This is a genomic window from Erythrobacter sp. S249, assembly GCF_057364975.1.
In genome coordinates this window covers 274,806-300,216 of record NZ_CP200287.1, presented here as the reverse complement: position 1 = coordinate 300,216, position 25,411 = coordinate 274,806, and the positions used below count along the sequence as shown (strand labels likewise).

General features: G+C 58.6%; 21 protein-coding genes. 6 read left to right on the top strand and 15 right to left on the bottom strand.

Going from position 1 to position 25,411, the window contains the following annotated elements:
* The first annotated feature begins 73 nt into the window (after positions 1–73).
* On the top strand, positions 74–739 hold the full coding sequence (locus tag AC0V6V_RS01425) for a peptidylprolyl isomerase (protein WP_486166156.1): 666 nt from the start codon (positions 74–76) through the stop codon (positions 737–739).
* Here AC0V6V_RS01425 and AC0V6V_RS01420 read toward each other — a convergent pair.
* The 4 genes from AC0V6V_RS01420 to sdhC all read right to left on the bottom strand — a co-directional run bounded on the left by AC0V6V_RS01420 (position 711) and on the right by sdhC (position 4,493).
* The gene (locus AC0V6V_RS01420; RefSeq protein ID WP_486166155.1) at positions 711–1,754 is read right to left on the bottom strand and encodes a C13 family peptidase; all 1,044 of its coding nucleotides are present in this window, start codon (positions 1,752–1,754) and stop codon (positions 711–713) included. The genes AC0V6V_RS01425 and AC0V6V_RS01420 overlap by 29 nt on opposite strands.
* A gap of 123 nt (positions 1,755–1,877) precedes the next feature.
* Positions 1,878–3,716 carry a succinate dehydrogenase flavoprotein subunit gene (gene sdhA / locus AC0V6V_RS01415; protein ID WP_486163704.1) on the bottom strand — a complete coding sequence of 613 codons (1,839 nt, stop codon included), beginning with the start codon at positions 3,714–3,716 and terminating at the stop codon, positions 1,878–1,880.
* Positions 3,716–4,102: a succinate dehydrogenase, hydrophobic membrane anchor protein gene (gene sdhD, locus AC0V6V_RS01410; RefSeq protein ID WP_486163703.1), complete on the bottom strand. Its 387-nt coding sequence runs from the start codon at positions 4,100–4,102 to the stop codon at positions 3,716–3,718. Before sdhD ends, sdhA begins: the two co-directional genes overlap by 1 nt.
* Positions 4,103–4,112: 10 nt before the next feature.
* Entirely contained in the window at positions 4,113–4,493 is a 381-nt protein-coding gene (sdhC, locus tag AC0V6V_RS01405; protein ID WP_486163702.1) for a succinate dehydrogenase, cytochrome b556 subunit, read from the bottom strand.
* Positions 4,494–4,600: 107 nt separating this feature from the next.
* Between sdhC and AC0V6V_RS01400 the strand changes: the two genes are divergently transcribed.
* Genes AC0V6V_RS01400 through AC0V6V_RS01385 form a run of 4 tightly spaced genes read left to right on the top strand, consistent with a single transcriptional unit; the run spans position 4,601 to position 7,818 of the window.
* Positions 4,601–5,311, top strand: a complete 711-nt coding sequence (locus tag AC0V6V_RS01400; protein ID WP_486163701.1) for an SDR family NAD(P)-dependent oxidoreductase — start codon at positions 4,601–4,603, stop codon at positions 5,309–5,311.
* Positions 5,301–6,203 carry a subclass B3 metallo-beta-lactamase gene (gene bla, locus AC0V6V_RS01395; RefSeq protein WP_486163700.1) on the top strand — a complete coding sequence of 301 codons (903 nt, stop codon included), beginning with the start codon at positions 5,301–5,303 and terminating at the stop codon, positions 6,201–6,203. Before AC0V6V_RS01400 ends, bla begins: the two co-directional genes overlap by 11 nt.
* Positions 6,200–7,102 (top strand): 50S ribosomal protein L11 methyltransferase, encoded by a 903-nt coding sequence (locus AC0V6V_RS01390; protein ID WP_486163699.1) that lies wholly within the window; start codon positions 6,200–6,202, stop codon positions 7,100–7,102. The genes bla and AC0V6V_RS01390 overlap by 4 nt, the downstream gene beginning before the upstream one ends.
* The gene (locus tag AC0V6V_RS01385; protein ID WP_486163698.1) at positions 7,102–7,818 is read left to right on the top strand and encodes a DUF2459 domain-containing protein; all 717 of its coding nucleotides are present in this window, start codon (positions 7,102–7,104) and stop codon (positions 7,816–7,818) included. Before AC0V6V_RS01390 ends, AC0V6V_RS01385 begins: the two co-directional genes overlap by 1 nt.
* 3 nt (positions 7,819–7,821) lie before the next feature.
* On the opposite strand, the gene AC0V6V_RS01380 is transcribed toward AC0V6V_RS01385, so the two are convergent.
* From AC0V6V_RS01380 to AC0V6V_RS01340, 9 genes are all read right to left on the bottom strand, one after another.
* Entirely contained in the window at positions 7,822–9,075 is a 1,254-nt protein-coding gene (locus AC0V6V_RS01380) for an RNA polymerase sigma factor (protein WP_486163697.1), read from the bottom strand.
* On the bottom strand, positions 9,038–9,388 hold the full coding sequence (locus AC0V6V_RS01375; RefSeq protein ID WP_486163696.1) for a YciI family protein: 351 nt from the start codon (positions 9,386–9,388) through the stop codon (positions 9,038–9,040). Before AC0V6V_RS01375 ends, AC0V6V_RS01380 begins: the two co-directional genes overlap by 38 nt.
* Before the next feature lie 95 nt (positions 9,389–9,483).
* On the bottom strand, positions 9,484–9,981 hold the full coding sequence (locus AC0V6V_RS01370) for a CinA family protein (RefSeq protein ID WP_486163695.1): 498 nt from the start codon (positions 9,979–9,981) through the stop codon (positions 9,484–9,486).
* A complete protein-coding gene (ligA, locus tag AC0V6V_RS01365; protein WP_486166022.1) occupies positions 9,978–12,056 on the bottom strand; it encodes an NAD-dependent DNA ligase LigA in 2,079 nt (692 codons plus the stop codon). The genes AC0V6V_RS01370 and ligA overlap by 4 nt, the downstream gene beginning before the upstream one ends.
* Positions 12,057–12,096: 40 nt before the next feature.
* Positions 12,097–12,471 (bottom strand): putative quinol monooxygenase, encoded by a 375-nt coding sequence (locus AC0V6V_RS01360; protein WP_486163694.1) that lies wholly within the window; start codon positions 12,469–12,471, stop codon positions 12,097–12,099.
* Between the two features lie 46 nt (positions 12,472–12,517).
* A complete protein-coding gene (locus AC0V6V_RS01355) occupies positions 12,518–12,805 on the bottom strand; it encodes a hypothetical protein (RefSeq protein ID WP_486163693.1) in 288 nt (95 codons plus the stop codon).
* A 20-nt stretch (positions 12,806–12,825) separates the two neighbouring features.
* Positions 12,826–14,493, bottom strand: a complete 1,668-nt coding sequence (recN, locus tag AC0V6V_RS01350) for a DNA repair protein RecN (protein WP_486163692.1) — start codon at positions 14,491–14,493, stop codon at positions 12,826–12,828.
* 107 nt (positions 14,494–14,600) lie between these two features.
* Positions 14,601–16,682 (bottom strand): CapA family protein, encoded by a 2,082-nt coding sequence (locus tag AC0V6V_RS01345; RefSeq protein ID WP_486163691.1) that lies wholly within the window; start codon positions 16,680–16,682, stop codon positions 14,601–14,603.
* 94 nt (positions 16,683–16,776) lie between these two features.
* Positions 16,777–17,541, bottom strand: a complete 765-nt coding sequence (locus AC0V6V_RS01340) for an outer membrane protein assembly factor BamD (RefSeq protein WP_486166021.1) — start codon at positions 17,539–17,541, stop codon at positions 16,777–16,779.
* A gap of 397 nt (positions 17,542–17,938) precedes the next feature.
* On the opposite strand from AC0V6V_RS01340, the gene AC0V6V_RS01335 reads away from it, so the two are divergent.
* Entirely contained in the window at positions 17,939–21,175 is a 3,237-nt protein-coding gene (locus tag AC0V6V_RS01335; protein ID WP_486163690.1) for a type ISP restriction/modification enzyme, read from the top strand.
* A 149-nt stretch (positions 21,176–21,324) separates the two neighbouring features.
* Here the strand turns inward: AC0V6V_RS01335 and lepA are convergent, their stop codons facing one another.
* Both lepA and AC0V6V_RS01325 read right to left on the bottom strand, forming a co-directional pair.
* Positions 21,325–23,142, bottom strand: a complete 1,818-nt coding sequence (gene lepA, locus AC0V6V_RS01330; protein ID WP_486163689.1) for a translation elongation factor 4 — start codon at positions 23,140–23,142, stop codon at positions 21,325–21,327.
* Positions 23,143–23,225: 83 nt separating this feature from the next.
* A complete protein-coding gene (locus tag AC0V6V_RS01325; RefSeq protein ID WP_486166154.1) occupies positions 23,226–25,397 on the bottom strand; it encodes a putative bifunctional diguanylate cyclase/phosphodiesterase in 2,172 nt (723 codons plus the stop codon).
* Between the last annotated feature and the right edge of the window lie 14 nt (positions 25,398–25,411).

Sequence of the window (25,411 nt, the reverse complement as noted above, 5' to 3'; positions counted from 1 at the left end):
AAGGCTGGATGAACACCGCGTTCTGCCCCTTGCCCTTCGATCAGACTGCGATATCCTCCGACGAATGACATGGATGAAATCACTATTCGCCACCGCTACAATGCTCATCACGGTGGGCACTCAAGTTCAGGAAGTGGAAGACGCGCTGAACGCGCCAGAGCCAGAGCGGCAGTTCGAGACGGTTAACGTGGTGCTTGAGACCCAGATGGGCGACATCACCATTGCGCTGGAAACAGAGCGCGCGCCGATCACAGCCGCAAACTTCCTGCGCTATGTTGATGAGGACCGCTTTGATGGCACCGTCTTCTACCGCGCCATGCCGCTCGATTGGGGCAAGCAGCCCAATGGCCTGATCCAGGGCGGCACCCAATGGGATCCCAAGCGCGTGCTGGAAGGCATCGAACACGAACCGACCACAGTCACGGGGCTGAGCCACACGCGCGGCGCTTTGTCGATGGCGATGGGTGAACCTGGCACGGCCAATGGCGATTTCTCTATCATGCTCGGCGATCAGACCGGGCTGGACGCAAACCCAAGCTCAGATGATCCGGTCTGGCGCAATGGCTACGCGGTGTTTGGCTATGTCACCGATGGGATGGACGTGGTGGAGGCGATCCATGCTGCCCCAATCGATCCGGCGAAAGGCGAAGGCTGGATGAAGGGCCAAATGCTGGCAGAACCTGTCACTATCGTTGAAGCGCGGCGCGCGCCTAGCGAGGGCGACGAGCCGGCTGCCTAAATTCGTCCGGACCCAACGTACTTATCGCCGGACGACCAACCGGAGTGCCCGCAGTTTGAGGCATGCGCGCTCGCAGTTCTGGCATCCATTCGCCTACGCTCTTACCAATCTGCGTCTGCGGCAAAGAAGCAAGCACACGCGCCTTCGCCTCCCAGCCCGCGATTGAGCGGTTCGCCTCTTTTGACGCATCAGCCAAGGATTGCGGCTTGCGCAGTGCATTGTTGATCAGCGCATCGCCAAAGAACGTCCAATCATTGTCCGCGCGGCAACCAAACGATGTGCGATTATCCGCCGCCGCTGTTAGGATCGCGGTGTTATCGCTCGCAAGCTTGGGCACGAAAACCCCCGCATAACACGCGCTGATAATCAGGATGCGCCGCTCAATCTCGAGCTCTTCCAACGCCGCCTTAAAATGATCGGGCGACAACACACCATATCCGGTGTCGCCGTAGTGATAGGCCAAGCCGTGCTGCAAACCATGGCTGGTCGTATAGAGCACCAGCACATCTTCGCTGGTGTCCATAACTTCAGCAATTTGGGCGAGGGTTGAGAGAAACGCGCTGATCGAGCCTTTGGGCAGCTCATTGCTTGTCCCATCGGGCCCGGCCAGCGTGATCGTACGCCCCGCCGCGCCATATCGCCGCGAAAGGACTTTGGCAGCCTCGCGCGCCTCACGGGCAAACACAGGATCGCTATCCAGCGCTACGGTCAGCACATAGGCATCGATCGTTCCGGGGCGGTTGGGCTGAAGCGCGTTGAAAGCCGCATCTAACTTACGCCGCTCGCGCAGCAATACCGCGGGCGAGCTCTCGCGCTCAAACTCTGGCGATTTCACCAAGCTGTTCTTGATCGCGGCGGGATTGGTGCCAGTCGCAAAATTGGGCCACGGCTTGGTGTGCGGCGGCGGCTGATTGGGATTGCTGGAGTTGACCGAATTGCTCTGAGTATAGGCTGGCCCAGCGACCACCAAAGCCATCGCCGCGACTGCGATTCGGAAAGATGTGCCCCGTTTCATAAGTGGCTCAAGCTGCGGCTTTCGAGCTTTGGCGTCAAGCACTCCGGCGCAACTGCTAGACGCCATTCATCCATTGGTAGGTTCAGGACGACGGGTTTCTTGGTTAGAGGTCTCAAAAACCAATCAATACACTCGCGCCTTCGGCTCAATGTAGGTCGCATCGTCGGTAAGCGTGTATTCGTGAACGGGGCGATAGTCGATCTTCATTTCGCCTTTGCCGCTGCCTTTGGCGCCGCCGCCCCAGCCATCAAACCAGGTGATGGTGTGCTTCATCCACTCTTTGTCGTTGCGATCCGGGAAGTCCTCGTGGCTGTGCGCGCCGCGGCTTTCCTTGCGGTTCGCTGCGCTCGCCATCGTCACATTTGCCTGTGACATTAGATTGTCGAGCTCCAGCGTCTCGATCAGGTCGCTATTCCAGACGAGCGATTGGTCGGAAACGTGAATGTCTTCCATCCGCTTGTTCTGCTCGGCGAGGATTTTGACGCCCTCTTCGAGCAGTGCGGTGTCGCGGAACACGGCGGCGTGTTTCTGCATGCCCTTTTGCATTTCGCTGCGGATTTGCGCGGTTGGTGAGCCGCCCTGCGCATAACGGAAATGGTCAAGCCGGCTGAGCGCCAACTCGGCGCTATCCGCAGGCAGTTCTGGCTGGCTCGCACCTGCCTTTGTAATGTCACGCAGGCGGTGGCCGGTCGCGCGGCCAAACACCACGAGATCGATCAGCGAGTTGGAACCCAAGCGGTTTGCACCGTGGACAGACACACAGGCCGCCTCACCTACAGCGAACAGGCCGGGAACCACGTGATCCGGATTGCCATCCGGGCCGATGGTCACAACTTCGCCGTGATAATTGCAGGGAATACCGCCCATATTATAGTGCACGGTCGGGGTCACCGGCAGAGCCTGCTTGGTCAGGTCCACGCCAGCGAAGATCTTGCCGCTCTCGGTGATGCCAGGCAGGCGTTCAGCCAAGACCTTCGGATCAATGTGATCAAGGTGCAGGTGAATGTGATCACCATCTGCGCCGTGGCCGCGCCCTTCGCGCATTTCCAGCGCCATAGAGCGGCTGACAACGTCGCGTGATGCGAGGTCTTTGGCCGATGGAGCGTAGCGCTCCATGAAGCGTTCGCCTTCGCTATTGGTGAGGTATCCGCCCTCGCCCCGCGCACCTTCTGTGATGAGCACGCCCGCGCCGTAAATGCCGGTCGGGTGGAATTGAACGAATTCCATGTCCTGCAGTGGCAGGCCAGCGCGCAAGACCATGCCGCCGCCATCGCCGGTGCAAGTGTGCGCAGAGGTTGCCGTGTAATAGCAGCGGCCATAACCGCCTGTTGCCAGCACAACATTTTGCGCACGGAACCGGTGGATGGTGCCATCATCAAGACACTGAGCGATCACGCCGACGCATTTACGATCGCCGCCATCACCCGTCATGATCAGGTCGAGCGCGAAATATTCAATGAAAAAGTCCGCGTCATATTTCAGGCTCTGCTGATAGAGCGCGTGCAACATAGCGTGACCGGTACGGTCGGCCGCGGCGCAGGTCCGCTGGACCGGCGGGCCATCGCCCATGTTTTGCATGTGACCGCCAAACGGGCGCTGATAAATCGTGCCGTCTTCGTTGCGAGAGAACGGAACGCCAGCATGTTCTAGCTCATAGACAGCGGCGGGCGCTTCACGCGCGAGATATTCAATCGCGTCTTGATCGCCCAGCCAATCGGCACCCTTCACCGTGTCATACATATGCCATGACCAGTGATCAGGCGTGTTGTTGCCCAGCGATGCCGCGATCCCGCCCTGCGCCGCGACAGTGTGCGAACGGGTTGGGAAAACCTTTGAGATATTGGCCGTGCGCAGGCCAGCTTCCGCCGCGCCCATCGTTGCGCGCAGACCAGAGCCACCAGCGCCAACAACAACGACGTCGTATGTGTGATCGATAATCTTGTAAGAATTCAGGTCAGCCATCAGGCGACTCCTCCGAGGGCGAGCCGGGCGACGCTAAAGATAGCGAAGGCACCGCCGCCAATGACAGCAAGGTTGAGTGCAGCGATCAGACCAAATTTGGTGCCGCTGTTTTGAACATAATCTTCGATCAGGACCTGAAGACCCAAGCGCGCGTGCCAGAATGTGCAGATCACCAGCAGGATCATCGCCGTGGCGGGCACAGGCTGAGCGATCCAGCTGCTGACCGTGGCATAGCCAAGGTCCGGCAGCAGCATGATGCTGGCCACCAGCCAGATTGTGAGGACGACATTGCCGACCGCTGTGAAGCGTTGCAGCAGCCAATGATGCGCGCCGGCGTGCGAAGAGCCGAGACCGCGTACTTTTCCGAGTGAAGTTCCGTTACCCATGTCTGCGCCCCTATTTCGTCAGCATGTAGGCCCAGAAGGCCGCAGTGAGGAGGATCGCAAGAATAGGCGATGCAATGGACCAAATCTTATTGGCATTAAGCTCATAGCCAGCACCAATATCGAGCACAAAGTGCCGCAGGCCGCTCATCATATGAGTGAAGAACGCCCAGGTCAGGCCGACCAGCACAACATAGCCAAACGGTGAGGTCGCCACGGTCTGGAACGCATTATATGCCTCTGGGCCGCTGGCCAGCGCGCCAAGCCACCAAACCAGCACAGCCAAGCCAACAACTGCCAAGCCATCGCCGGATGCCCGGTGCAGAATTGAAACCAGCATGTGCGGCCCCCAGCGCCATATCTGCAGGTGGGGGGAAAGCGGTCTATTCGCCATTATTTTTTTGATCCCATACAATTCGTTCCCCCCACTTAACGCGACAATCGCGTGTGACAAGCGGTGAGCGCTCGACTCCCGGTGCAAAGTTTTGGATAGAGTGTTGCATGAAGTACATTCTCCTTACCGGTTCGAGCCGCGGGATCGGCGCGGCGGCCCGCAATGAACTAACAGCGCGCGGGGCCAAAGTGACCGGCCACGCGACACGCAGCGGCGATGATAAGACGATTGCGGCAGACTTCACCGACCCCGGCGCAGCGCAGGCTCTTTGGGACGCGATGCTGGAGAAAACCGGCGGCAAAGTGGATGTACTCATCAACAATGCGGGACTGTTTGACGCCAATCCGTTGGATGGCTCCGACATTGCCTGGCTCGACGGGTGGGAAGACACCTTGCGCATAAACCTGACCGCAGCGGCTCAGCTTTCCCGTTTTGCGGTGCGCCATTGGCAAAACACGGGTACCACAGGACGCATAGTGCATGTCGCTAGCCGAGCCGGGCACCGCGGCGATTCTCCCGCGCATTGGCATTATGCAGCGGCAAAGGGCGGTATGCTGGCCATGCACAAGACCATCGCCCGCGCCTATGCAAGCGAAGGCATATTCAGCTACGCGATAGCTCCGGGCTTTACAGATACGGCCATGGCTGGAGACTATCTGGAGTCGCGCGGCGGCGATGGACTGCTCAAAGACATTCCTTTGGGCAAGGTCGCTCAGCCAGAAGAGATTGCGCGTATCATCACCTTTTGCGCGCTTGATGCACCGCCCAGCATGACTGGCGCGGTGATCGACGCCAATGGAGCAAGCTATGTTCGGTAGATTAAGCGTGATCGCGGGCCCGTTGTTGCTTGCGGCGTGTTCGGCTTCGCTCGCGAATGAAGAAGAGCCTTCTCGGCTCCCCGCCGACCAACAGGCATTTCTCGACGCTTGCGAGCCGTGGGATGACTGGGACAAGCCTGCCCCACCGTTCAAGATTCACGGCAACAGCTACTACGTCGGCACATGCGGTATCTCTGCGATCCTAGTTACCGATGACGGCGGCCACATCCTGCTCGATAGCGGGACCAAGGCAGGTGCCCGCGTTGTAGAGAGCAACATCAAGAGCTTGGGCTTCAACCCGAACGACATACTCCTGCTCGGCTACAGCCACGAACATTTCGACCATATTGGCGGCATGGCCTATTTGCAGGAGCTAACCGGGGCAACGCTGGTATCGCTAGAGGCGGGCGCCGAGGTTATGCGCACAGGCCGCGATCAACCGGGCGATCCGCAAAGCGGAATGCATGAGCCATTTGCCCCTGCTCGTGTCGACATCATCCATCAGGACGGTGATGCAATGAGCGCGGGACAAACCTCTGTCCGCTCTATCGCAACCCCGGGTCACACGCCGGGCGCGACAAGCTGGGAATGGGAAAGCTGCGAAAACCAAGTTTGCAAAACCATCGTCTACGCTGACAGCCTCTCCCCTGTTAGCGCAGATGGATATCGTTTCTCCGATCACCCCGATTACGTCGCAAAGTACCGTGCGGGCCTCGATCGTTTGGCCGCGATAGATTGCGACATCTTGATCGCCGCGCACCCTTCGCATGGGCGATTGTTTGACTGGTTTGAAAAGGGCGGTCTGGAGGCTATGGAAGCGCCCTGCGCCCAATATGCCGCCAAAAAACACAGCGATCTTGATGCCCGCCTCGCCAAAGAGGCCGCTGAATGAGTACCAGTTGGAAACTCTCGGCCTTCGCGCCGAAGAAGGTCGTGCAAGCCGCTCTGCTGACGCATGACGAGCTCGATGATTGGGATTTTGATCTCGTCATCTCTGGCCGCGAAATTGCCGAGGATCGCCCGCAGGAATGGGTGCTGGAGGGATGGTATCCGAGCAAGCCCGGCGCAGCCCAGAAAAGCGCCCTCGCCGATCTGTTCACTGGCAAAGCGCCCAAGATCACGGTTGAGAAACTGCCCGATGAAGATTGGCTCACACTGAGCCAGCAAGGCGTCGAGCCGATCCGCGCCGGGCCATTTCACATTCACACACCCGACTTTTCGCCGGACCCATCCGCGATCAACTTCGCCATTCCGGCTGCACAAGCCTTCGGCACTGGTCAGCATGAGACCACCGCTGGCTGCTTAGAAATGCTCGCCGCCATGAAGGGCACCGGCATGAGCGCGCGCAATATCGCCGACATCGGGACGGGCACCGGGCTGCTAGGTTTTGCAGCGCTGAAGCTTTGGTCTGCCGCGCGCGCAACCGCATCTGATATCGACCCCGTCTGCGTTCAGGTGGTCGAGGACAATGCCGCGCTCAACAAAATGCGGCTTGGCCCGCGCCCCGGCGAAATGGCGATGGTGATCGCTGATGGCATGGATAACCCACTGCTCCGCGCCCGCGCGCCCTATGATCTCTTGATCGCCAACATTCTGGCCGGACCGCTGACCGAGCTCGCACCTGCCTTCGCAGCATCAGTCCCGCCGGGCGGCAGCGTTTTGCTCGCTGGCCTGCTCACCACTCAAGAGCCGGGTATTCGCCGAGCCTATCGCCGCGCCGGATTTCGCCTAACCGCGCGGCTTGTTCGCGGCGATTGGTCGATCCTGTGGCTGAGGCGGCGCAACGCTTAATGACGACTAAAGTGCTCCCCCGCATTGGCCGAGCGCTAAAATATGCGCTCATCGCTGTGGCCGCCGCACTCGCATTGTTCCTGCTTACCGCATGGTTTGGCTCCATGATCCCGCGCGGCGCGTTTGCCGAAGAACCCATAGCCGACCCGGTCACCATCATGGTCGAGACCAATGGCGTGCACACCCAATTCGTGCTGCCGATTGCCAATGCGCATAAGGATTGGCGCGAAACCTTTCCGAGCGCGAATGAATGGCTGGGCACGGGCGAGCCGACCCATGTCGCGATTGGATTTGGCGACAGGCAAGCGATGATGGAGATTCCACAAATCTCTGACCTGTCGGTTTCCAGTGCGCTCAGGATTGCAACGATTGGCGGGCCCGGCGTGATACGCGTCAGCCGCTATATCAATCCGCCGCTCGATAAAGAACGCCGCGCGATGCGCGTGTCGGGCGAACAATATAAAGCCTTGGTGGAAGCAATCGAAGCGGACCTGCCGCCGTTGGGTGCCGATCCCTTTCGCGAGTACGAGCGCGATAGTTTCAGCCAGGATGCCTATTACACCGCGATCCCAAGCTACAATCTAACCCAGACCTGCAATCAATGGACTAGCAACCGGCTCGCGATGGCGGGCATTCGCACAGGGCTTTGGACGCCAATGTCTGGCGGGGTGATGAAATGGCTACCCGTGCACCGCACGGAATTGGGTGAGCGCTAAACTCTAGCCGAGCGTCGACAATCGCTGCTCCAAATATCGCCGTTCCGCGCTGGGTGGGTCGAGCTGCAAGGCTTCGCTCAAAGACGCCCTCGCCTCTTCGTCGCGTCCCAATCGGATCATCATATCCGCCCGCGCCGCATGATAGGGCCTCAATGATTGGAGCTTATCTCTCGGAAGTCCCTCTAGCGCGGCAAGACCTGCGGCTGCGCCTTCCACCTGAGACAACGCAACCGCTCGGTTGAGCGAAACAACGGCGCCCGGTCGCATCATCATCAGAGCATCATACAGTTTCACAATCGCCGCCCAATCAGTCTTTCCATCCACGCCGCGCCGCGCATGGCACAACTGAATGGCGGCCATCACTTGGTAGGGCCCGGTCCGCGCAAACTCAGCCGCTTGATCGAGCAAGGCCCACGCCTGTTCGATCAGCGCTGCGTCCCACAGGCTGCAATCCTGCTGAGACAAAGGGATCATCGCCCCGGCCGCATCCACCCTCGCCGCTTCTCGCGATCGTGCCAGCGCAACCAGCGCCGCTAACCCTAAGGCCTCCGGATCCTGCTGGAGCAATTCAGCTACCATATTGGCGAGCCGCGAAACCTCGCCCGCCAGCTCTCCATCCCGCTCCGCTGCGGCATCCTGATATGCAACTGTATAGGCGAGTTCCAAGGTCAGCAGCACAGCATCAAGCCGCTCTGCCCAAGTCTTTCGCGGCGGCAATTCAAACGCAATACCCGCTTTGCGAATCTTCGCTTTTGCACGCGTGATGCGTTGAAACATGGCCGGTTCACTGCTGACAAAAACGCGCGCAATTTCGGGCACGGGTAATCCGCAAATGACCTTCATCGCCAGCGCCGTGCGAGCCTCCAATGCAATCGCCGGGTGACAACAAATAAAGATCAACCTCAGCCGCTCGTCCGGTATCGCCTCGGGCAGTTGGATCACATTGCTCATCTCGCTCACCATTGCACCGCTGTCTGCGGCGTGCTTTGCCTGCGCCGTCCGCTTGCGCACCGCGTCCAGCGCCTTGCGCTTTGCCGCAATGAACAGCCAAGCTGGGACATTGTCCGCCGACACTCCTTTTTCCAGAAATGTCGCCGCAGCCTCGGCAAAGGCATCTTCTGCCAAATCGATATCGCGAAGCTGCGCCACCAAGGCGGCAATCACCCGTGGCCGCGCGCCTGCTATCTCGGCGCCGATACTGCTGCGCGTATCCGGCAAGTCAGTCCGGCCAAATAGGGCGAACTTCGACCGCGCCATTGCCAGGCACCGGTATCTTGCGCGCCCATTCAATCGCACGGTCCAGATCGGCTGCCTCGATGATGTAATAGCCGCCCAGCTCTTCGTGCGTTTCGGCGAACGGGCCATCATGCAATACGCCCTCGCCCGATGTGTATTTGATCGTCGTCGCGGTGTCTGCGTCCTGCAAGCGGTGACCGCCAACATAAGCGCCCGCCTTTTCCATTTCCTCGATCAGGGCCATGTGCTTGCCGATGGTTTCTTCCATCCGCTTTTCGGCGTCATCACCTTGATAGAAGCTCTCATCCTCGGCGATCATCAGCATATATTGCATGGGTTCTTCTCCTTTGCGGCCCGCACCACTGCGGCGAGGCTCTGATGAGAAGACGAAACTGGCAAGTCAAATTCGACAGCTGCGCGAAAAAAATTTTAGCCCGCGAGCGTTTGTTCCAACAGGTCGAGCGCATTCCGGGTGAAGGCCTGCATGTTTTCAATCCGGTTTTCGCTGCCAGTTTCCAGCACCAGAGTGTGCTCGCTATCCGGCCCAACCACCGCTGCGCAGCTGCGGCCGGATGGTGCGCCGCTGGGGTGCTTGCTACCACCCACGGAACCGCTTTCCGCGATCCCCCAATCAGCGCCCAGATTGTCTCGGATGGCGCGCGCCTGAAGCAAAGCATATTCCTCGCTCGCCCCGCGCATGCCTTTGTATGCGTCGCGCGGCAGATCAAACAGAACATCGCGAGCGCGGAAGGAATAGATAACCCCGCCGCCAACAAAGAAATCAAGCGCGCCGGGCACGCTAAGCATGCTCGCCGCCATCAGCCCGCCAGTCGCACCATCCGCAACGGCGATACGCTCATCGCGAGTTCGAAGGTGCTCGGCGATGCGTAGGGCTTGTGGGTGCGCGTGGGTGAGGAAGTCTGTCATTTCGCTGCCGCCACAATATCGGCCCAACCCGCCTCGTCCATCACTTCGATGCCAAGCTCTTGCGCCTTCTTCAGCTTCGATCCCGCGCCTGGTCCCGCGACCAGAATATCGGTCTTTGCGCTCACCGAACCGCTGGCCTTGGCGCCAAGCCGTTCGGCCTGCGCTTTGGCTTCATCGCGGCTCATTGTTTCTAGCTTGCCTGTGAAGACCACTGTCTTCCCCGCTACTGGGCTGTCGAGGGTTTCGACAACATACGGGGGCGGTGAAACCTCGCTCAGCATATCCTCCCACACAGCCACATTATGCGGCTCGTGAAAGAAGTCTGCGAGCGAATGCGCGACCGTCGCGCCAAACCCATCGCTGACGCCGAAAATGTCTTTCGCTGCGTTATCCATTCGGGCCTTGAAGGGGGACGGTTTCTCGTCCTCTCCCAGCGGATTTTCGCTGCGATATGTTGCAAATTGCTGCGCAGCATTTTGTAGCATATTGATGTCACCCAAGGCCTTCATTAGGTCGCGTGCGGTCACCTCTCCGACGTGTCTAATGCCCAGACCAAACAGCAGTTTTGCTGCATCGGGTTCGCGCTTTTCCTCAATGGATGCAATAAGATTATCGACCGACTTTTCCTGCCAGCCTTCCAGCGCCAGAATGTCCTCGCGGCGGTCCCTCAAGCGGAAGATATCAGCCGGGCTTTCGAGCCATCCCAGCTCAAAAAACTGAGCAATCGTCTTCTCGCCAAGGCCGTCAATATCCATGGCTTTGCGGCTGACGAAATGTTCGAGCCGCTGTGTACGCTGTGCGGGGCAGATGAGGCCGCCGGTGCAGCGCATATCAACCTCGCCCTCTTCACGCGCGGCCTCGCTGCCGCACTCTGGGCAAGCCTCAGGGAAATCGAACGGAGCACGCTCCGCATCGCGGGTCAGATTATCGACCACTTGCGGGATCACGTCGCCAGCGCGCTGGACCACAATTCGGTCGCCCGGCCGCACGCCAAGGCGCGCAATTTCATCGCGGTTGTGCAGCGTCACATTGGTGACCGTCACCCCGCCGACCAGAACCGGAGCCAGCCTCCCAACAGGGGTCAGCTTGCCAGTGCGCCCGACCTGAATGTCGATCGCCTCCAAAGTGGTCTGCGCTTGCTCAGCCGGGAATTTATGCGCGAGAGCCCAGCGCGGGGCCTTCGCAACAAAGCCAAGCCGGCCCTGCCAATCGAGTCGGTCGACCTTGTAGACGACGCCATCAATCTCATAATCGAGGTCCGGACGCGCCGCGCCAATCTTCTCGTAATGCGCGATCAAGGCATCCGTGCTTTCAACCCGCGTGAACAGCGGCGAAATCGGAAAACCCCAGCGACGCAAGGTTTCCACCACCTCGCTTTGCGTTGCGCCCGGAACTGCCGACGCCGCGCCCCAGCCATGCGCCCAGAACCGCAAAACGCGCTTCGCGGTGACGCTCGCGTCCTTCTGACGCAGCGAACCAGCAGCGGCGTTGCGCGGGTTCGCAAATAGCTTACCACCTGCCTCTTGCTGCGCAGCATTAAGCGCAGCAAAGGCTTGTTTTTCCATGTAGACTTCGCCGCGCACTTCGAACACGTCTGGCAAATCATCGCCGCTCAGTTCCTGCGGAATATCGGCGATATGCTGCACATTGGCGGTCACATCTTCGCCGACCTGCCCGTCGCCGCGAGTTGCCGCGCGCACCAATTTTCCGCCCTCATAGCGCAGGCTGCATGACAGACCGTCAATCTTATCCTCGGCGGTAAAACCCATCACCTGCGCGTCATCGAGCGACAGGAAACGCCGCACCCGCGCAGTCCATTCTTCAATCTCTTCGCGCGAAAAGCCATTGTCGAGGCTCATCATGCGAACCTCATGCGTCACTTTGCTCAGCGGTGATGCAGCAATTTGATGGCCAACATTTTTAGATGGGCTATCGTCGCGGACCAGATGCGGAAACGCCGCTTCCAATTCGGCATTGCGCCGGACCAGCGCGTCATATTCCTGATCGGTGATCTCGGGATTGTCCTGCGCATGATAGAGCTTGTCATGCTTTGCGATCAGCCGCGCCAAGCGCATCAGCTCATTGGCTGCATCGGCTTCTGAGAGGTTGGCCAATTCAGGCTCCCATGACAGGCTTTGTCTCTACCCGCGTTCCGAAACCAGCAATGTGCGGACGCGCCTTGCCGATTGCGGCCTGGACTGAAGGCAGCTGGAGGCTGTTCGCATGATCTGTCTTTGTCTGCCAAACTTCAGTGATCCAAATTGAGTTGGGATCTTCGAGGTCTTCGGCGATCATGTAGGCGATGTTTCCTGGCATACCGCGTGTCCCTTCGAGTAGGGCCGCAATGACTTCTTCACGCCTACCGTCGGCGGTTTTCATCTGGGCAATCAAGCCATACATTTCTTCCAAGTGTTGAGCTCCTAAAAGTTTGGTTGAGCACCCGCCCAACAAGGACAATGCAGCAAGGCCTGCAAATTCACGCCGCTGCATCACGCAACTCCATCGTGTTGGAAAATGCCGGGATTCGCCGCAAGACTCAATCAACCAGAACAAACATCGACAATATCAAGAGCCCCGCACCAAAGCAGCCTGCGATAGCCAAGCCTTTAGCCGACGCATATCCGCGAGCGAGCCGCAGCATCAGCCATCCCACAACACCGGAAATGCCGAGCCACATCGCGGTCGTTATCACATAAGTCGGCCAAGTATTCGCATCGATGGGATTGTAGTGCGAGTTGACCATGGTCACCACGAGCCAAGACACTGTCGCACCCAAGATCGCTACAACACCCGCGACCAATGCCACGATTTGAAGACCGCTCATTTTAGGTTTCACGTCTTCCATCATGCATTCTCCAACAAACGGTCCGCTTGCGCGCGGGCCTCTGGGGTCACTTCTGCGCCTGACAGCATCCTTGCGATCTCTTCCTTTCGTTCCTCCGAACTCAGTTTCGAGACCGACGTCTTCGTGACAGTGCCATTTGAAGCTTTCGCAATCATATAATGCTGTCCGCCGCGCGCTGCGACCTGCGGCGAGTGCGTCACGGCCAGCAATTGCCCCTCATCATCAGCCAGCCTTGCAAGCCGCTCTCCAATCGCGCTCGCAACCGCGCCGCCAACGCCGCGATCAATCTCGTCAAAGATCACGGTTGCGGCCCCGCCCTGCTCGGCCAAGGCCACTTTCAAGGCGAGGATAAAGCGCGACAATTCGCCGCCCGATGCGATCTTGTTGAGCGGGGCAAAATCGGCGCCCGGATTGGTTGCGATCAGGAATTCGGCGCTGTCCATTCCGGCCGCGCCCCATTTTTCCTCGGGCAATTTGCCGACCGCCGTCAGGAAACGCGCCGCATCCAGTTTTAGCGGGGCCAGCTCTGCTGCCACCGCCTTGTCCAATTTCTTCGCCGCTTTGAGCCGCGCAGCATGCGCCTTTTCCGCTTTGCTTAGATAAGCCTTACGCGCCTCACGTGCGGCCGTTTCCAGCGCGTCCAATTGCGCCTCGCCGCCTTCGATCGCATCGAGCTGTGCCCGCATATCGCGCATCAGGTCTGGCAGGTCGTCAACATCACAGCGATGCTTACGCGCAATCGCTCTGAGCTCGAACAGACGCGTCTCTGCGTCGTCCAGAGCTTGCGGATCATGGACCAGAGCATTGCCCGCCTCCATCATCCGGTCTTCCGCTTCACCGGCTTCGATCACTGCGCGGTCGAGCGCCGCCAAAGCCTCGGCCAGCAAGGGGTGCTCGCCAGCGATCCGGTCCAGCTTGCGCGCGGCCACCCGCAAAGATGCGAGCGGCGAATCTGAGCCCTCCCAGATATGGCGCAATTCTTCCAATTCACCGGACAGTTTTTCGCCCTTTTGCATGGCGGCGCGGGTCTCTGCGAGGCGGACCTCCTCGCCTGCCTGCGGCTCAATCTCGGTCAGTTCAGCCAAATGCGCGAGCAGCAATTCTTGATCAGCAGCGGCCTGTTCCACCGAACCGCGCGCCTCAGCCAATTGCGCCTCTGCCTTGGCCCATGCCTGCCATGCGCGCTCCAGCCCCGTGAGATCCGTTCCGGCATAGCGATCTAGCAGTGCGCGGTGCCCGCGCGGGTTCACCAGACCGCGATCATCATGCTGGCCGTGTAATTCCACCAGAGATGCAGAAAGTTCGCGTAGCAAAGCAACGCCAGCGGGCTGATCATTGATGAAGGCTTTGGATCCGCCATCAGCCTTAACCTGACGGCGAATGATCAGCGGCTCGCCTGGCTCCAGATCAATATCGGCATCATCCAAAATGGCGGCGATGGCGGCGGGAAACACACCAAATTCAAAGCTGGCGGTAACGCTCGCCTTGACCTCGCCCGCGCGCACTAATGAGGTTTCTGCCCTGTCGCCCAGCACGAGGCCGAGGGCATCGAGCAGGATCGACTTACCCGCGCCCGTCTCGCCCGTGAGCACGCCTAGTCCGCGCGTGAACTCTAGGTCAAGCGCCTCGATAAGCACGATATTGCGGATGGACAGGCGGGTCAGCATTTCAGCGGGTTTTCTAACCGCTCAAATGCCGCGCGTCACCTGCTGAGCTGAGACAACGAACAGCTTGTTTTGCGCTGAGTGCGTTGGCCGAGGTTTTTGGTTGAGGGTTACTCGCCCGCAGACGGGCTAGCGGGGACACTTTCAGCTCGGGAAATATTAGGCTGATAATGCGTCCATCGCCAGGCCTGCGCTGGATCATTCTGGCTGTCTTCGTCAGGCCATTCGATCAGTTCGAAATCATCAAGCTCAATGGTCTTGTCGCCAGTTGCTCGCCGATCCTTGAAACGGATTTTCAGGATCACGCGGAATGCGCGCGCCGTGCTGTTCGCCTCTTCTGGGCGGTTAAAATCGAACTGCAGATTGCGCCAATCGCCGCCGCTTACTTCCAGCATACCAAGCGACACACCACGAATAGAAGATGTTGGCGTAGCCCCTTCTTGCGGGCGTTCTTTTACGATCAATTCCACCTCAGCATCGCGCGGCAATTTGATCTTGCTCTGCAAGGTAAAGCGGGTCGCATAGACATCGCGAATGTAAGAGCGTGAATAGAGGTAAGGCAGCTTCGGCCCGCCATCAGGTAGCAGTGCCATATAGCCCTCGCCATTGGGACGGGTGCGGAAATCGATCGCGGCATTGCGCGACATCCAGAACCGGTCACCGGCCAGCTCAAACTGGGTGTTTTCAAAGTCTCCGCGCGGGATCATGTTGCGGCCATAGCTGCCCCGGTCGCTGATACAGGCGGGCGCAAAATGCGCCAGATTGAACTCTTTGGGAAAACGGCATTGCGGGCGCTCAATGCCCTTACGTTCGGCCCAAACGGCGGAATGACCACCGGTTTGCGCTAGCACCGTGCCCATCTCCTCTGATAGCCAATGCAGCCGGGTCAGCACCGCCTGCCGCATGCCGCCGGTTGCCGGAACGGGCCGGTAATCGAGCATGTTGAGCGGGATTGCCTCTGCGCGCAGGAACTCACCCTTCTCCAGCCAGACCTTCAGCGCATAGGTGACTTGTGTGTGCGGATGCTCCTGATCAAACAGGAAATTGCCGAGCGAATGCGCGATTAGACCCCCGCGATAAATCTCCAATCCGTGGGTCACGTGCGGGTGATGGCCGATGACCAGCGGAGAGCCCTTTTCAATCGCGGCGCGAAAACGTGGAAGTGATAATTCTGACGGTCGGTCGGCATATTCCAGATTGCCGTGGAAATGCATGATCGGGACATAGCCAGCGCGGCGCTCACGCTTGGTCACGCGCTCAACATCGCTGCGCTTACCCCAGGCCGCGCCGCCTTTGGTTTCGGTGGCGATCTGGTTTGGCGTCCAGGTGCCGCGCCATCCGACAAAGCCATAAATGCCCAGTTTATGTTCAGCGAGCTCGAAGCGAGAAGCGCGCTCTGCCTCGATCACGTCCATGCCAGCACCAGACCATGCGACACCGGCGGCGTCCAAGGCGTCAATCGTCGTCTTCAGCCCAGCATCGCGATAGTCGGCGGTGTGATTGTTACCGAGCGATACGTGATCGATCCCGGCGCGCGCCAGAGCATGCGTCAGTTCCGGAGGGGAGAAGAACAGATATTGCTTCGGCGCTGGCGGACCAGGTTGCTCCGCAGCGACCACGGACTCCAGATTGATTGAGGCGAGATCGCTGGTTTCGAGATAGGGCGTGATGGCGGTGAACAGCTGATCAAGATCGCTGTCGAGCGTGACTTTATCGAGCACAGCCTTCTCACCGCGCGGGGCGGTGAAATAGCGCCTTCCCGCCATGCTATCGCCGCCAAAGAACAACTCAATGCGTCCCTTTTTACGCGCGACCAGCTCAATCGGCGGGATCGACAGGCAATCGCAGCGCGCATCGCGCAGCTCTGCATTGCCAAAGGTTTGCACCATGGTGAAAACGCGCTCGCCCTTGATATCGACCCGGTAATAGGGCGCGATCGGCACAGCGGCGGTGAAATGTCCGTCATCAGCCAGTTCCGTGGGTGCGCCATTGATCGTCACCGCAATGCCGTCAAACTTCACTCCGTCGCGGCGGCCATCTAGCATTCCTCCGATGAGGATTTCGCCCGGCCCAACCTCAGCCCCGCCGACCAATCCGTGATCAGGGTGCGCCGCGGCAGGCGCAGCGAAGCCGGCAGTCGCCAGACAGGCAAACAGCGGCGCGAATAGGTTCAAGCAAAACGAACGTCTCATGCCCGCGCGCACTATCGCACAGCGAATGACATTTGGTTAATGCTAAGCTAGCAGCGGCCTAAGGGATTGCCCCTAGCCCGCACCCGCCGACCGATCAGCTTGGCGAAACGCCCGCCGCGTGGTCCTGAACCAGCTCATAGGCCTTCTCATACCACTCATCACCGGGATAGTTCGCGCCCAGCACAGCGGCGTATTTCACCGCTTCATTCGGCACGCCCAGCGCCAGGCTGCTTTCCGTCAGGCGGTACAAAGCCTCCGGCGCGTGGCTGGTCGTATCGAAGTTCTCCAGGACATTGCGGAACCGAAGATTCGCCGCCAGCCACCGGCCAGAGCGCGAGTAGTACCGCCCAATTTCCATCTCTTTGCCGGCCAGGTGATCATCCACCAGGTCCAGCTTCAACCGCGCATCGGCCGCATACTCACTCTGCGGAAAGCGCCGGTTGACCTCACGCAGGGCCGTCTTCGCCTGCTCAGTGATCTTCTGATCGCGGTTCACATCGCTGATCTGCTCGTAATAGGACAGCGCAATCAGGTAATACGCATAGGGCGCATCCTTGTTGCCCGGGTGGATCGACAGGAACCGCTGCGAGCTCTGGATTGCCTTGTTGTAATCGCGCGCCACGTAGTAGCTGAACGCGCTCATCAATTGCGCCCGCCGCGCCCATGGCGAATAGGGGTGCTGTCGCTCGACCTCGTCAAACAGCGCCGCGGCGAGCAGCGTATTGCCGCTATCCATCCGCCGCTTCGCCTCGCCATAAAGCGATTCCACATCCCGCGCGACATAGGCCACGTCTTCATTGGCAGAGCCGCCGCCACAGGCCGTGGTAAACAGGGTGGCACCGGCAAGGCCCGCCAACATGGCAGACTTGCGGAGGATACGGGCGAAAGAGCGAGCGCTATCAGGGGCGTTAGTCATACCCCACCCTATAACCGCGCCTTACGTGAACGCCAAGTGAAGTTGACGCCGCAGACCACACTTCATGCACATCTCTCGCATATCCGCGCGAGCCTCGGCTCATCGCACGTGAGCCACGCTTGGAACGGCTGGAACACAGTCTTAGGCCAAAATTCCAATCGATCAGAACGCGGCTGACTAATCGCTTTTTCCGATCAAGGTTGAGATGCGAGCGCATACCCGCGCCATAGCGCCCTGCGTGGGAGTAGGAAAATGAGCAGACGGGTCAGCGATCCGGGAAATCCCCGCTTGGCAAGCTCCTGTCTTTAGACGAAAAGGCGACCGCTAAGGGGACGTCAATTTGGATATCGCAGCCTACCTCGATCAAATCCGCGCCGTTTATTCGACCGGTGTCGCCAGCGAACACAGTTACCGTCCTGCGCTCGAAACCCTGTTTAAGAGTATCGATTCCGCCCTGGACGTGATCAACGAACCGCGCCGGGTCGATGTCGGCGCACCTGATTTCGTGTTCCAGCGTGACGGCGTTGCGCGCGGCTGGTGCGAGCATAAGGATATCGACAAGGATGTGGTGAAGCCGAAAGGCTATTCGAAGGAACAGAAGGAACGCTACACCCAAGGCCTGCCCAACCTGCTCTATACCAACGGTCTAGATTTCGAATTCATCCGCGATGGTCAGCAGACCGCCTTTATCACCATCGCCGATTACGCGCATGGCTTGCCCGGCAATCCTGACCAGTTTGAAAAGCTCGAAACGTACCTGACAGAATTTGCCGCCGCGCGCCCGCTGTCCCTCCGTTCAGCGAAGCGTTTGGCCGAGCTGATGGCGGGTAAGGCAAAGCTGATCAAAGAGGCTTTGGGCGGGGTGTTAAAAGCCGACCCAGAATTGCAGAGCGAGCTAGCGAATCAGTTTAAGAGCTTCAAAGCAAATCTGCTGCCCAATCTGACGCCGGGCGAATTCGCCGATATATACGCCGAAACGATTACCTATGGCATGTTTGCGGCGCGCTTCCACGATCAGACGCCGGATGATTTCAGCAGGCAGGAAGCGCTGGATCTGCTGCCCAAATCCAACCCGTTTCTGCGGTCCATGTTTCAATTTGTGGCCGGGTATGATCTGGATGACCGGATCGCGTGGATCGTCGATGATCTCGCCGCGCTTTTGCGGGCTTGCAATGTGCACGACCTGTTCAAGGATTACGGCAAGTGGGACGCGCGCAACGACCCCTTTATCCATTTTTACGAAGACTTCCTCGGCGCGTATAATCCCAAAAAACGCAAATCACGCGGGGTTTGGTACACGCCAGAGCCGGTGGTCGATTTCATCGTCCGCGCGGTCGATGATGTGCTGAAGGAGGAGTTCGGCCTCCCGCAAGGCCTTGCGGACACCAGCAAGGTTACGGTCGATTGGGATACGGGCGAGACCGACAAGAAAGGCAAACCAGTCACGATCAAGAAAGACGTGCACCGCGTTCAAATCCTCGATCCGGCGACGGGCACGGGCACGTTTCTGGCCAAGGCAACCCAGCTGATCAGCGACCGGGTAAAGAGCGTCGCGCCGGGCGCTTGGTCAAACTATGTCGAAAAAGAGCTGTTGCCGCGTCTGCACGGCTTCGAGCTGCTGATGGCGAGTTACGCCATGTGCCATATGAAGCTGGATATGCAGCTCACCGAAAGCGGCTATACGCCCAGCGCCAAGCCGCCGCGCGTGTCCGTGTGGCTGACCAACGCGCTGGAACCGGCCGAGCGGGTAAAGTCAGACTTGTTCTGGACCCCGCTGGTGAAAGAGGCTGAGGGAGCGGCGGATGTAAAGCGGCAGACACCGATTATGTGCGTGATTGGGAACCCGCCGTACTCGGGCATTTCCCAGAATAATGGCGAGTGGATCACAAACCTTATCGAGGACTACAAATACGTTGACGGTGAGCACTTCGGCGAGCGAAAGCACTGGTTGCACGATGACTATGTGAAATTCATCCGCATGTCAGAAGAGATGATCGCCAAAAACCCGTCAGGCGGCGTGCTCGGCTTCATCACAAATCACGGCTATCTCGACAACCCGACCTTTCGCGGGATGCGCTGGCACTTGCTAAAGACGTTCGACAAGATCTGGGTGTTGGATTTGCATGGTAACACAAAGAAGAAGGAACTCAGTCCGGATGGTTCTGCCGACAAGAATGTTTTCGATATTCAGCAAGGGGTGTCCCTGATTATCGCGGTGCGGAAGGGTGCTGTTAGTAATGAGCTGGCCGAAGTCTGGCACGGCGATCTTTGGGGAAGCCGAAAATTGAAGAGTGAAATACTAGGTGTTGAACATCTAGGTGGTGAGAAATTTAGTTCTGTTCAGCCAGCGAAACCCTTCTTGGTCTTGAATCGAAATAGCGGATTGCATCTCGAACAATACTACGCTGGTTTGAATTTACCCGATCTGTTTGTAATAGGCACAATGGGTGTTCAGACCAGCAGAGACAATTTGGCAGTGGGCTTCTCACGGAAGGAGCAAGTCAGGAAAATAGCTCAGTTTCTCGACCCTACAAAGTCTGATGAACAGATACGCAGCCTGTTTTTTGATCATAAAAAACCGGGTAAGTATCTTCCGGGTGACAGCAGGGGCTGGGACTTGGGCAAGGCACGAGAAAAGATGAGGTTATTGGGTCCCGAGCAATCACTTGCGGAAATGCTCTACAGGCCATTCGACGTGCGATGGACAAATTACACTCAGGACCTTCTCGACTGGCCCCGCGAGGCGATCATGTCCAATTTTTTGCGTGGGCCGAACCTATCTTTTCTGTTCCCCCGCCAATTAGCAGCTGACAAATTTTATCACTCATTTGTGACCGACAAGATCGTTGAAATGTGTGGAATTTCCAGCAAAACTAAGGAACAAAATACTGTCCATCCCCTCTACCTCTACCCTGATGAGGACGCCGCACAGAAAGATGCGCTCGCTTCCACCGAACGGACAGTCAATTTCGACCCCAAGCTCTACGCCAAAATCTGCGAGGCCGCTAGCATAGACCCCAAAGATCAGGCCGGACCGGACGACGATTTCCGCGCCGCAACCGGCGATGCGCGCCCGTCCGAGGTCAAAGTCTTCGACTACATTTACGGCGTGCTCCACTCGCCCGATTACCGCGAAACTTTCGCCGAATTCCTCAAGATCGATTTTCCACGCATCCCCTTTCCCGCTTCGCCCGAAGTCTTTGCTCATATCAGTGAAAAGGGCGAAGCGCTGCGGCGGCTGCATCTGATGGAACCCGCTGCCATCGGCGACACCGCTTTTCCCTTTAAGGGCGAGGTCGAGGACGACGAGGACCGCGACGTCGTCGCCTCCGGCTATCCGAAGCGCGAGGACGGGCATGTCTGGATTAACAAGCACCAGTATTTCCAAAACGTGCCGGAAACCGCGTGGAACTTCTACATCGGCGGATACCAACCCGCGCAGAAATGGCTCAAGGATCGCAAGGGTCGCAGGCTCGAATACACCGATTTCCAGCATTATCAGAGCATCGTCAAAATCCTGCTCGAAACGGACCGGATCATGGGCGAAATCAAGCTACCGCTTGATCTGGGTGAGTAACTTCCCCGCCACACGCCGTTCCGCGGACCGGAAAAACAGCCCAATCAAAAATAAACGTCATCCTGAACTCGTTTCAGGATAACATTGGGTGGCGCCTTGCTAAGAAGGTTATCCCGAAACAAGTTCGGGATGACGAATGGCGCGGGGCTTCACTCTTCCCCCATCCGCAGCGCAGCGATAAACGCCTCCTGTGGAATGCTCACATTCCCGTATTCGCGCATCTTGGCTTTGCCTTTTTTCTGCTTTTCCAGCAGCTTCTTCTTGCGGGAGATATCGCCGCCATAGCATTTCGCGGTCACGTCTTTGCGCATCGCCGAAATCGTCTCGCGGGCGATGATTTTGCCGCCGATCGCGGCTTGCACGGGGATCTTGAACAGGTGACGCGGGATCAGGTCTTTCAGGCGCTCACACATCCCGCGGCCGCGCTCTTCCGCGACGCCTGCGTGGACGATCAGAGACAGGGCATCAACCGGCTCATTATTGACCAGAATGTTCATCTTCACGAGGTCGCCTTCGCGCAGGCCAATCTGCTCGTAATCAAAGCTCGCATAGCCGCGCGAGATGGATTTGAGACGGTCGTAGAAATCAAACACCACTTCATTCAGCGGCAACTCATAGGTCACCTGCGCGCGCCCACCGACATAGGTCAGATCGGTCTGAACCCCGCGCCGGTCCTGGCACAGTTTCAGGATCGCCCCGAGGTAATCATCCGGGGTGTAAATCACCGCCTTGATCCACGGCTCTTCGATCATTTCAATGCGGTTCACATCCGGCCAATCGGCGGGATTGTGCAGCATGATTTCCTTCGCGTCCTCGTTCTTCGTCTTGCCCAATTGCAGGCGGTAAACGACCGATGGCGCGGTGGTGATCAGATCAAGGTCATACTCGCGGCTGAGGCGTTCTTGAATGATCTCCAGGTGCAGCAGGCCAAGGAAGCCCGCGCGAAAGCCGAAGCCCAATGCAGCCGAGCTTTCCATCTCGAAACTGAAGCTGGCGTCATTGAGGCGCAGCTTGCCGATGCTCTCGCGCAGCTTCTCAAAATCCGCCGCGTCAACCGGGAACAGGCCGCAGAACACCACCGGCTGCACTTCTTTATAGCCGGGCAGCGCCTCGCTCGCCCCGCCCTTCACCGTGGTGATCGTGTCACCCACGCGGGCCTGCTCCACCTCTTTGATTTGCGCGGTGATGAAACCGATCTCGCCCGGGCCCAGATCGTCCAGATCTTCGCGCTTAGGCGTGAAGCAGCCGACGCGGTCGACAAGGTGCTGCGTGCCGCCTTGCATAAAGGTGATGTTCTGGCCCTTTTTGAGGAAGCCCTCGATCACGCGAACCAGAATGACCACGCCGAGGTAGGGGTCGTACCAGCTGTCGACGAGGCTCGCCTTCAGCGGCTTGTCACGCTCTCCAGTGGGCGGCGGGATTTTGGCGACGACGGCCTCGAGCACGTCTTCGATGCCGATGCCGGTCTTCGCGCTGGACATGACCGCTTCGGACGCGTCGAGACCGATGACTTCCTCGATTTCCTCGCGCACGCGCTCAGGCTCTGCGGCGGGCAGGTCGACCTTGTTGATGACGGGCACAATCTCGTGGTCATGCTCGATCGATTGGTAAACATTGGCGAGGGTTTGCGCCTCCACCCCCTGCGCAGCGTCAACGACCAGCAAGGCGCCTTCGCATGCAGCCAGGCTGCGGCTGACTTCATAGGCAAAATCGACATGGCCCGGCGTATCCATCAGGTTGAGCTGATAGGTCTCGCCATCCTTCGCCTTGTAGTTAAGACGCACGGTCTGGGCCTTAATGGTGATCCCGCGCTCCTTCTCGATGTCCATGTTATCAAGGACCTGCTCGGACATCTCGCGCGCGGTCAGCCCGCCCGTAAACTGGATCAGGCGGTCGGCCAGAGTCGACTTCCCGTGATCGATATGAGCGATAATTGAGAAATTGCGGATTTTTGAAAGGTCAGTCATTGGCTGTGCCAATTAGCGCCCTCTACGCCTCGTGTCAGCCTATATATCGCGCAAGTCCTGTGTTGGAAAACGCAAACGACCGTTTAGGCCACTTCTGGCCTCGGTGTGTTGGCATAGCCGAACTGCGGCACACTTGCGCCGCCCTGGCCAAGCATCCCACCTTCCATGCCTTTATAGCTCCCTTGCGAGAGCGCAGCCAAGGGCGCACCCGCAGAAGCCAAAGCATAGGGAGAGACCCGGTTGCGCGTGCACAGCCCGCCCGAACCATCGTCGATCAGTGGTTGTTCGAATTCTAGGCCTTGGGAGTCAGCATTTGAACGGATAACGGTCGCCACGGCCAATTGCCCTCCGCCTAGATCGACGACGAATTGCGTGCCTTTGGGAACCTCTGCCAGCCCCTGAATCAAAGCGCCTGTCTTAGACAGGTTGCGCAAGGTGACTTCATAGGAGTGATCATCGTGGATGACTTGGATCTTGCGGAAGACCGTGCGGCGGCGCGCGCGCTTGGTCCGGTCGCTGTCAGGTTCGATATTCCACGATTCATCGGTCAACGCTTCGAACACAGCATCGATCGCGATTGGATCGGAGTAAATCGGCCCCTGCAGATAGGAAACGCCGCATTCACCCAGCACCCGGTGCAGCTCCATGGACTCAATGCCGTTGGCGACAGTGTTCATGTCCAGCGCACCAGCCAGCGCGACAATCGCCTTCACTAGGCCCAGCTCTCGGCCATCTTTATCCGAGGCTTCTGCGATCAAGCGTTCGTCGATCTTGATCGTATCGAAAGGCGCGCGGCGCAGGTATGCCAGTGAGGAATAGCCGCTGCCGAATTCATCAAGTGTCAGCTGAACGCCCAGTTTAAACAAAGCGGCCAAGGTCCGGTCGACACCATCCGTGTCACCGAAGAAAACCGCCTCTGGTATTTCCAGCTCAAGCCGAGCGGCTGCAATGTCCGCCCCTTTGAGAGCATCGGCGACGCCATCGACAAAGCCCTCTGAATTGAACAATTGCACCGGTACATTGACCGAAACACGCACAGTTTCGGGCCAGTTTGCTGCATCGCGAGCAGCCTGTTCAATCGCCCAGCGGCCCACTTCTACATTCTGACTGGAGCCCTCAAGAATCCCGGCAAACTCTTCTTGGTCGATCTCGCCGCGCTGCGCATGGTTCCAGCAGATATGCGCCTCTAGCGACTCCACGTTCATCCCTTGGGCTGCAACGATCGGTTCGTACTTGAGGAACAATTGTTCTTCGCGCACTGCCTCTCCAAGGCCCTCTTCAAGACGGCGGCGGAAGATGGCTTCGTTTTCAAGTTCACCTGAGAAGAATCGGTACTGTCCGCGCCCACCATTCTTGGCTGCATAGAGGGCAAGATCGGCTGCACGCACCACCTCTTCGCGGGTGACGCCGTCATGCGGCGCGATGGCGATGCCCACCGACGCCCCGATAACGCAGCGCCCTTCTTCGAGAGAATAGGGCTGTTTGAGCATCGCAATGATCTTCATCGCGACCTCGCCCAGGATGCCGCGGTCATCCATATCAGGCAGCATGACTTGGAATTCGTCCCCGCCCAAGCGGCCAATCTCGCACTCGTGATTGATCGAGCGTTGAAGCCGCGCGGAAACCTGCCTCAGCAATTCATCACCCGCCGCATGGCCGAGCGTGTCGTTGACGTGCTTAAAGCGATCAAGATCGAGCATCAGTATCGCGCAATTACGCTTAGCCGCTTGAAACGCCGTCAGCGTGGAATCGATGATCTGCGCCATCCGGTGGCGGTTCGCGAGGCCAGTTAGGGAGTCGAATTTGGCGAGCCGTGAGGTCTCTTCCTCGCGGTGAAATTCTTGCGTGATATCCGCGCCGGTTCCGCGAAAGCCGGTAAACCGCCCCCGATCATCTTCGACGGGCCTGCCAGCCAAACGCAGCACGGCGTTGGTCTTTCCGCTGGCCGCTTCGACGACAAAACCAGAAAACGATTTGCGCGCGCCAAGCACAAGGGGAAGCGATTTTGTCCGCCCATCCCCGTCGCGCGGATTGAAGACGCTCGCCAGCGGCTGACCAATGAGTTCTTCTAACGGAACATCAATACACTCGGCCAAAGCGCCGCTGAGATAGGTCAGGTTGCCGTCCGCATCGCTAGCCCAGAACCACCCCAATCCGGAATGTTCCAAGTCCTCTAGCATCGCCAATTTTTCATCATCGGAAAGCGCAGAAACCGCACGGCCGCGCTTGCTGCGTGCTGAGCCAGTTCCACCCATCGATGACAAGAAAC

What these genes read in the sequence shown, in the direction of transcription:
- AC0V6V_RS01425 (WP_486166156.1), top strand. Translation starts at nt 74, where the DNA reads ATGAAATCACTATTCGCCACCGCTACAATGCTCATCACGGTGGGCACT.
- AC0V6V_RS01420 (WP_486166155.1), bottom strand. Translation starts at nt 1,754, where the DNA reads ATGAAACGGGGCACATCTTTCCGAATCGCAGTCGCGGCGATGGCTTTG.
- sdhA (WP_486163704.1), bottom strand. Translation starts at nt 3,716, where the DNA reads ATGGCTGACCTGAATTCTTACAAGATTATCGATCACACATACGACGTC.
- sdhD (WP_486163703.1), bottom strand. Translation starts at nt 4,102, where the DNA reads ATGGGTAACGGAACTTCACTCGGAAAAGTACGCGGTCTCGGCTCTTCG.
- sdhC (WP_486163702.1), bottom strand. Translation starts at nt 4,493, where the DNA reads ATGGCGAATAGACCGCTTTCCCCCCACCTGCAGATATGGCGCTGGGGG.
- AC0V6V_RS01400 (WP_486163701.1), top strand. Translation starts at nt 4,601, where the DNA reads ATGAAGTACATTCTCCTTACCGGTTCGAGCCGCGGGATCGGCGCGGCG.
- bla (WP_486163700.1), top strand. Translation starts at nt 5,301, where the DNA reads ATGTTCGGTAGATTAAGCGTGATCGCGGGCCCGTTGTTGCTTGCGGCG.
- AC0V6V_RS01390 (WP_486163699.1), top strand. Translation starts at nt 6,200, where the DNA reads ATGAGTACCAGTTGGAAACTCTCGGCCTTCGCGCCGAAGAAGGTCGTG.
- AC0V6V_RS01385 (WP_486163698.1), top strand. Translation starts at nt 7,102, where the DNA reads ATGACGACTAAAGTGCTCCCCCGCATTGGCCGAGCGCTAAAATATGCG.
- AC0V6V_RS01380 (WP_486163697.1), bottom strand. Translation starts at nt 9,075, where the DNA reads ATGGCGCGGTCGAAGTTCGCCCTATTTGGCCGGACTGACTTGCCGGAT.
- AC0V6V_RS01375 (WP_486163696.1), bottom strand. Translation starts at nt 9,388, where the DNA reads ATGCAATATATGCTGATGATCGCCGAGGATGAGAGCTTCTATCAAGGT.
- AC0V6V_RS01370 (WP_486163695.1), bottom strand. Translation starts at nt 9,981, where the DNA reads ATGACAGACTTCCTCACCCACGCGCACCCACAAGCCCTACGCATCGCC.
- ligA (WP_486166022.1), bottom strand. Translation starts at nt 12,056, where the DNA reads ATGCGCTTGGCGCGGCTGATCGCAAAGCATGACAAGCTCTATCATGCG.
- AC0V6V_RS01360 (WP_486163694.1), bottom strand. Translation starts at nt 12,471, where the DNA reads ATGCAGCGGCGTGAATTTGCAGGCCTTGCTGCATTGTCCTTGTTGGGC.
- AC0V6V_RS01355 (WP_486163693.1), bottom strand. Translation starts at nt 12,805, where the DNA reads ATGAGCGGTCTTCAAATCGTGGCATTGGTCGCGGGTGTTGTAGCGATC.
- recN (WP_486163692.1), bottom strand. Translation starts at nt 14,493, where the DNA reads ATGCTGACCCGCCTGTCCATCCGCAATATCGTGCTTATCGAGGCGCTT.
- AC0V6V_RS01345 (WP_486163691.1), bottom strand. Translation starts at nt 16,682, where the DNA reads ATGAGACGTTCGTTTTGCTTGAACCTATTCGCGCCGCTGTTTGCCTGT.
- AC0V6V_RS01340 (WP_486166021.1), bottom strand. Translation starts at nt 17,541, where the DNA reads ATGTTGGCGGGCCTTGCCGGTGCCACCCTGTTTACCACGGCCTGTGGC.
- lepA (WP_486163689.1), bottom strand. Translation starts at nt 23,142, where the DNA reads ATGACTGACCTTTCAAAAATCCGCAATTTCTCAATTATCGCTCATATC.
- AC0V6V_RS01325 (WP_486166154.1), bottom strand. Translation starts at nt 25,397, where the DNA reads ATGGGTGGAACTGGCTCAGCACGCAGCAAGCGCGGCCGTGCGGTTTCT.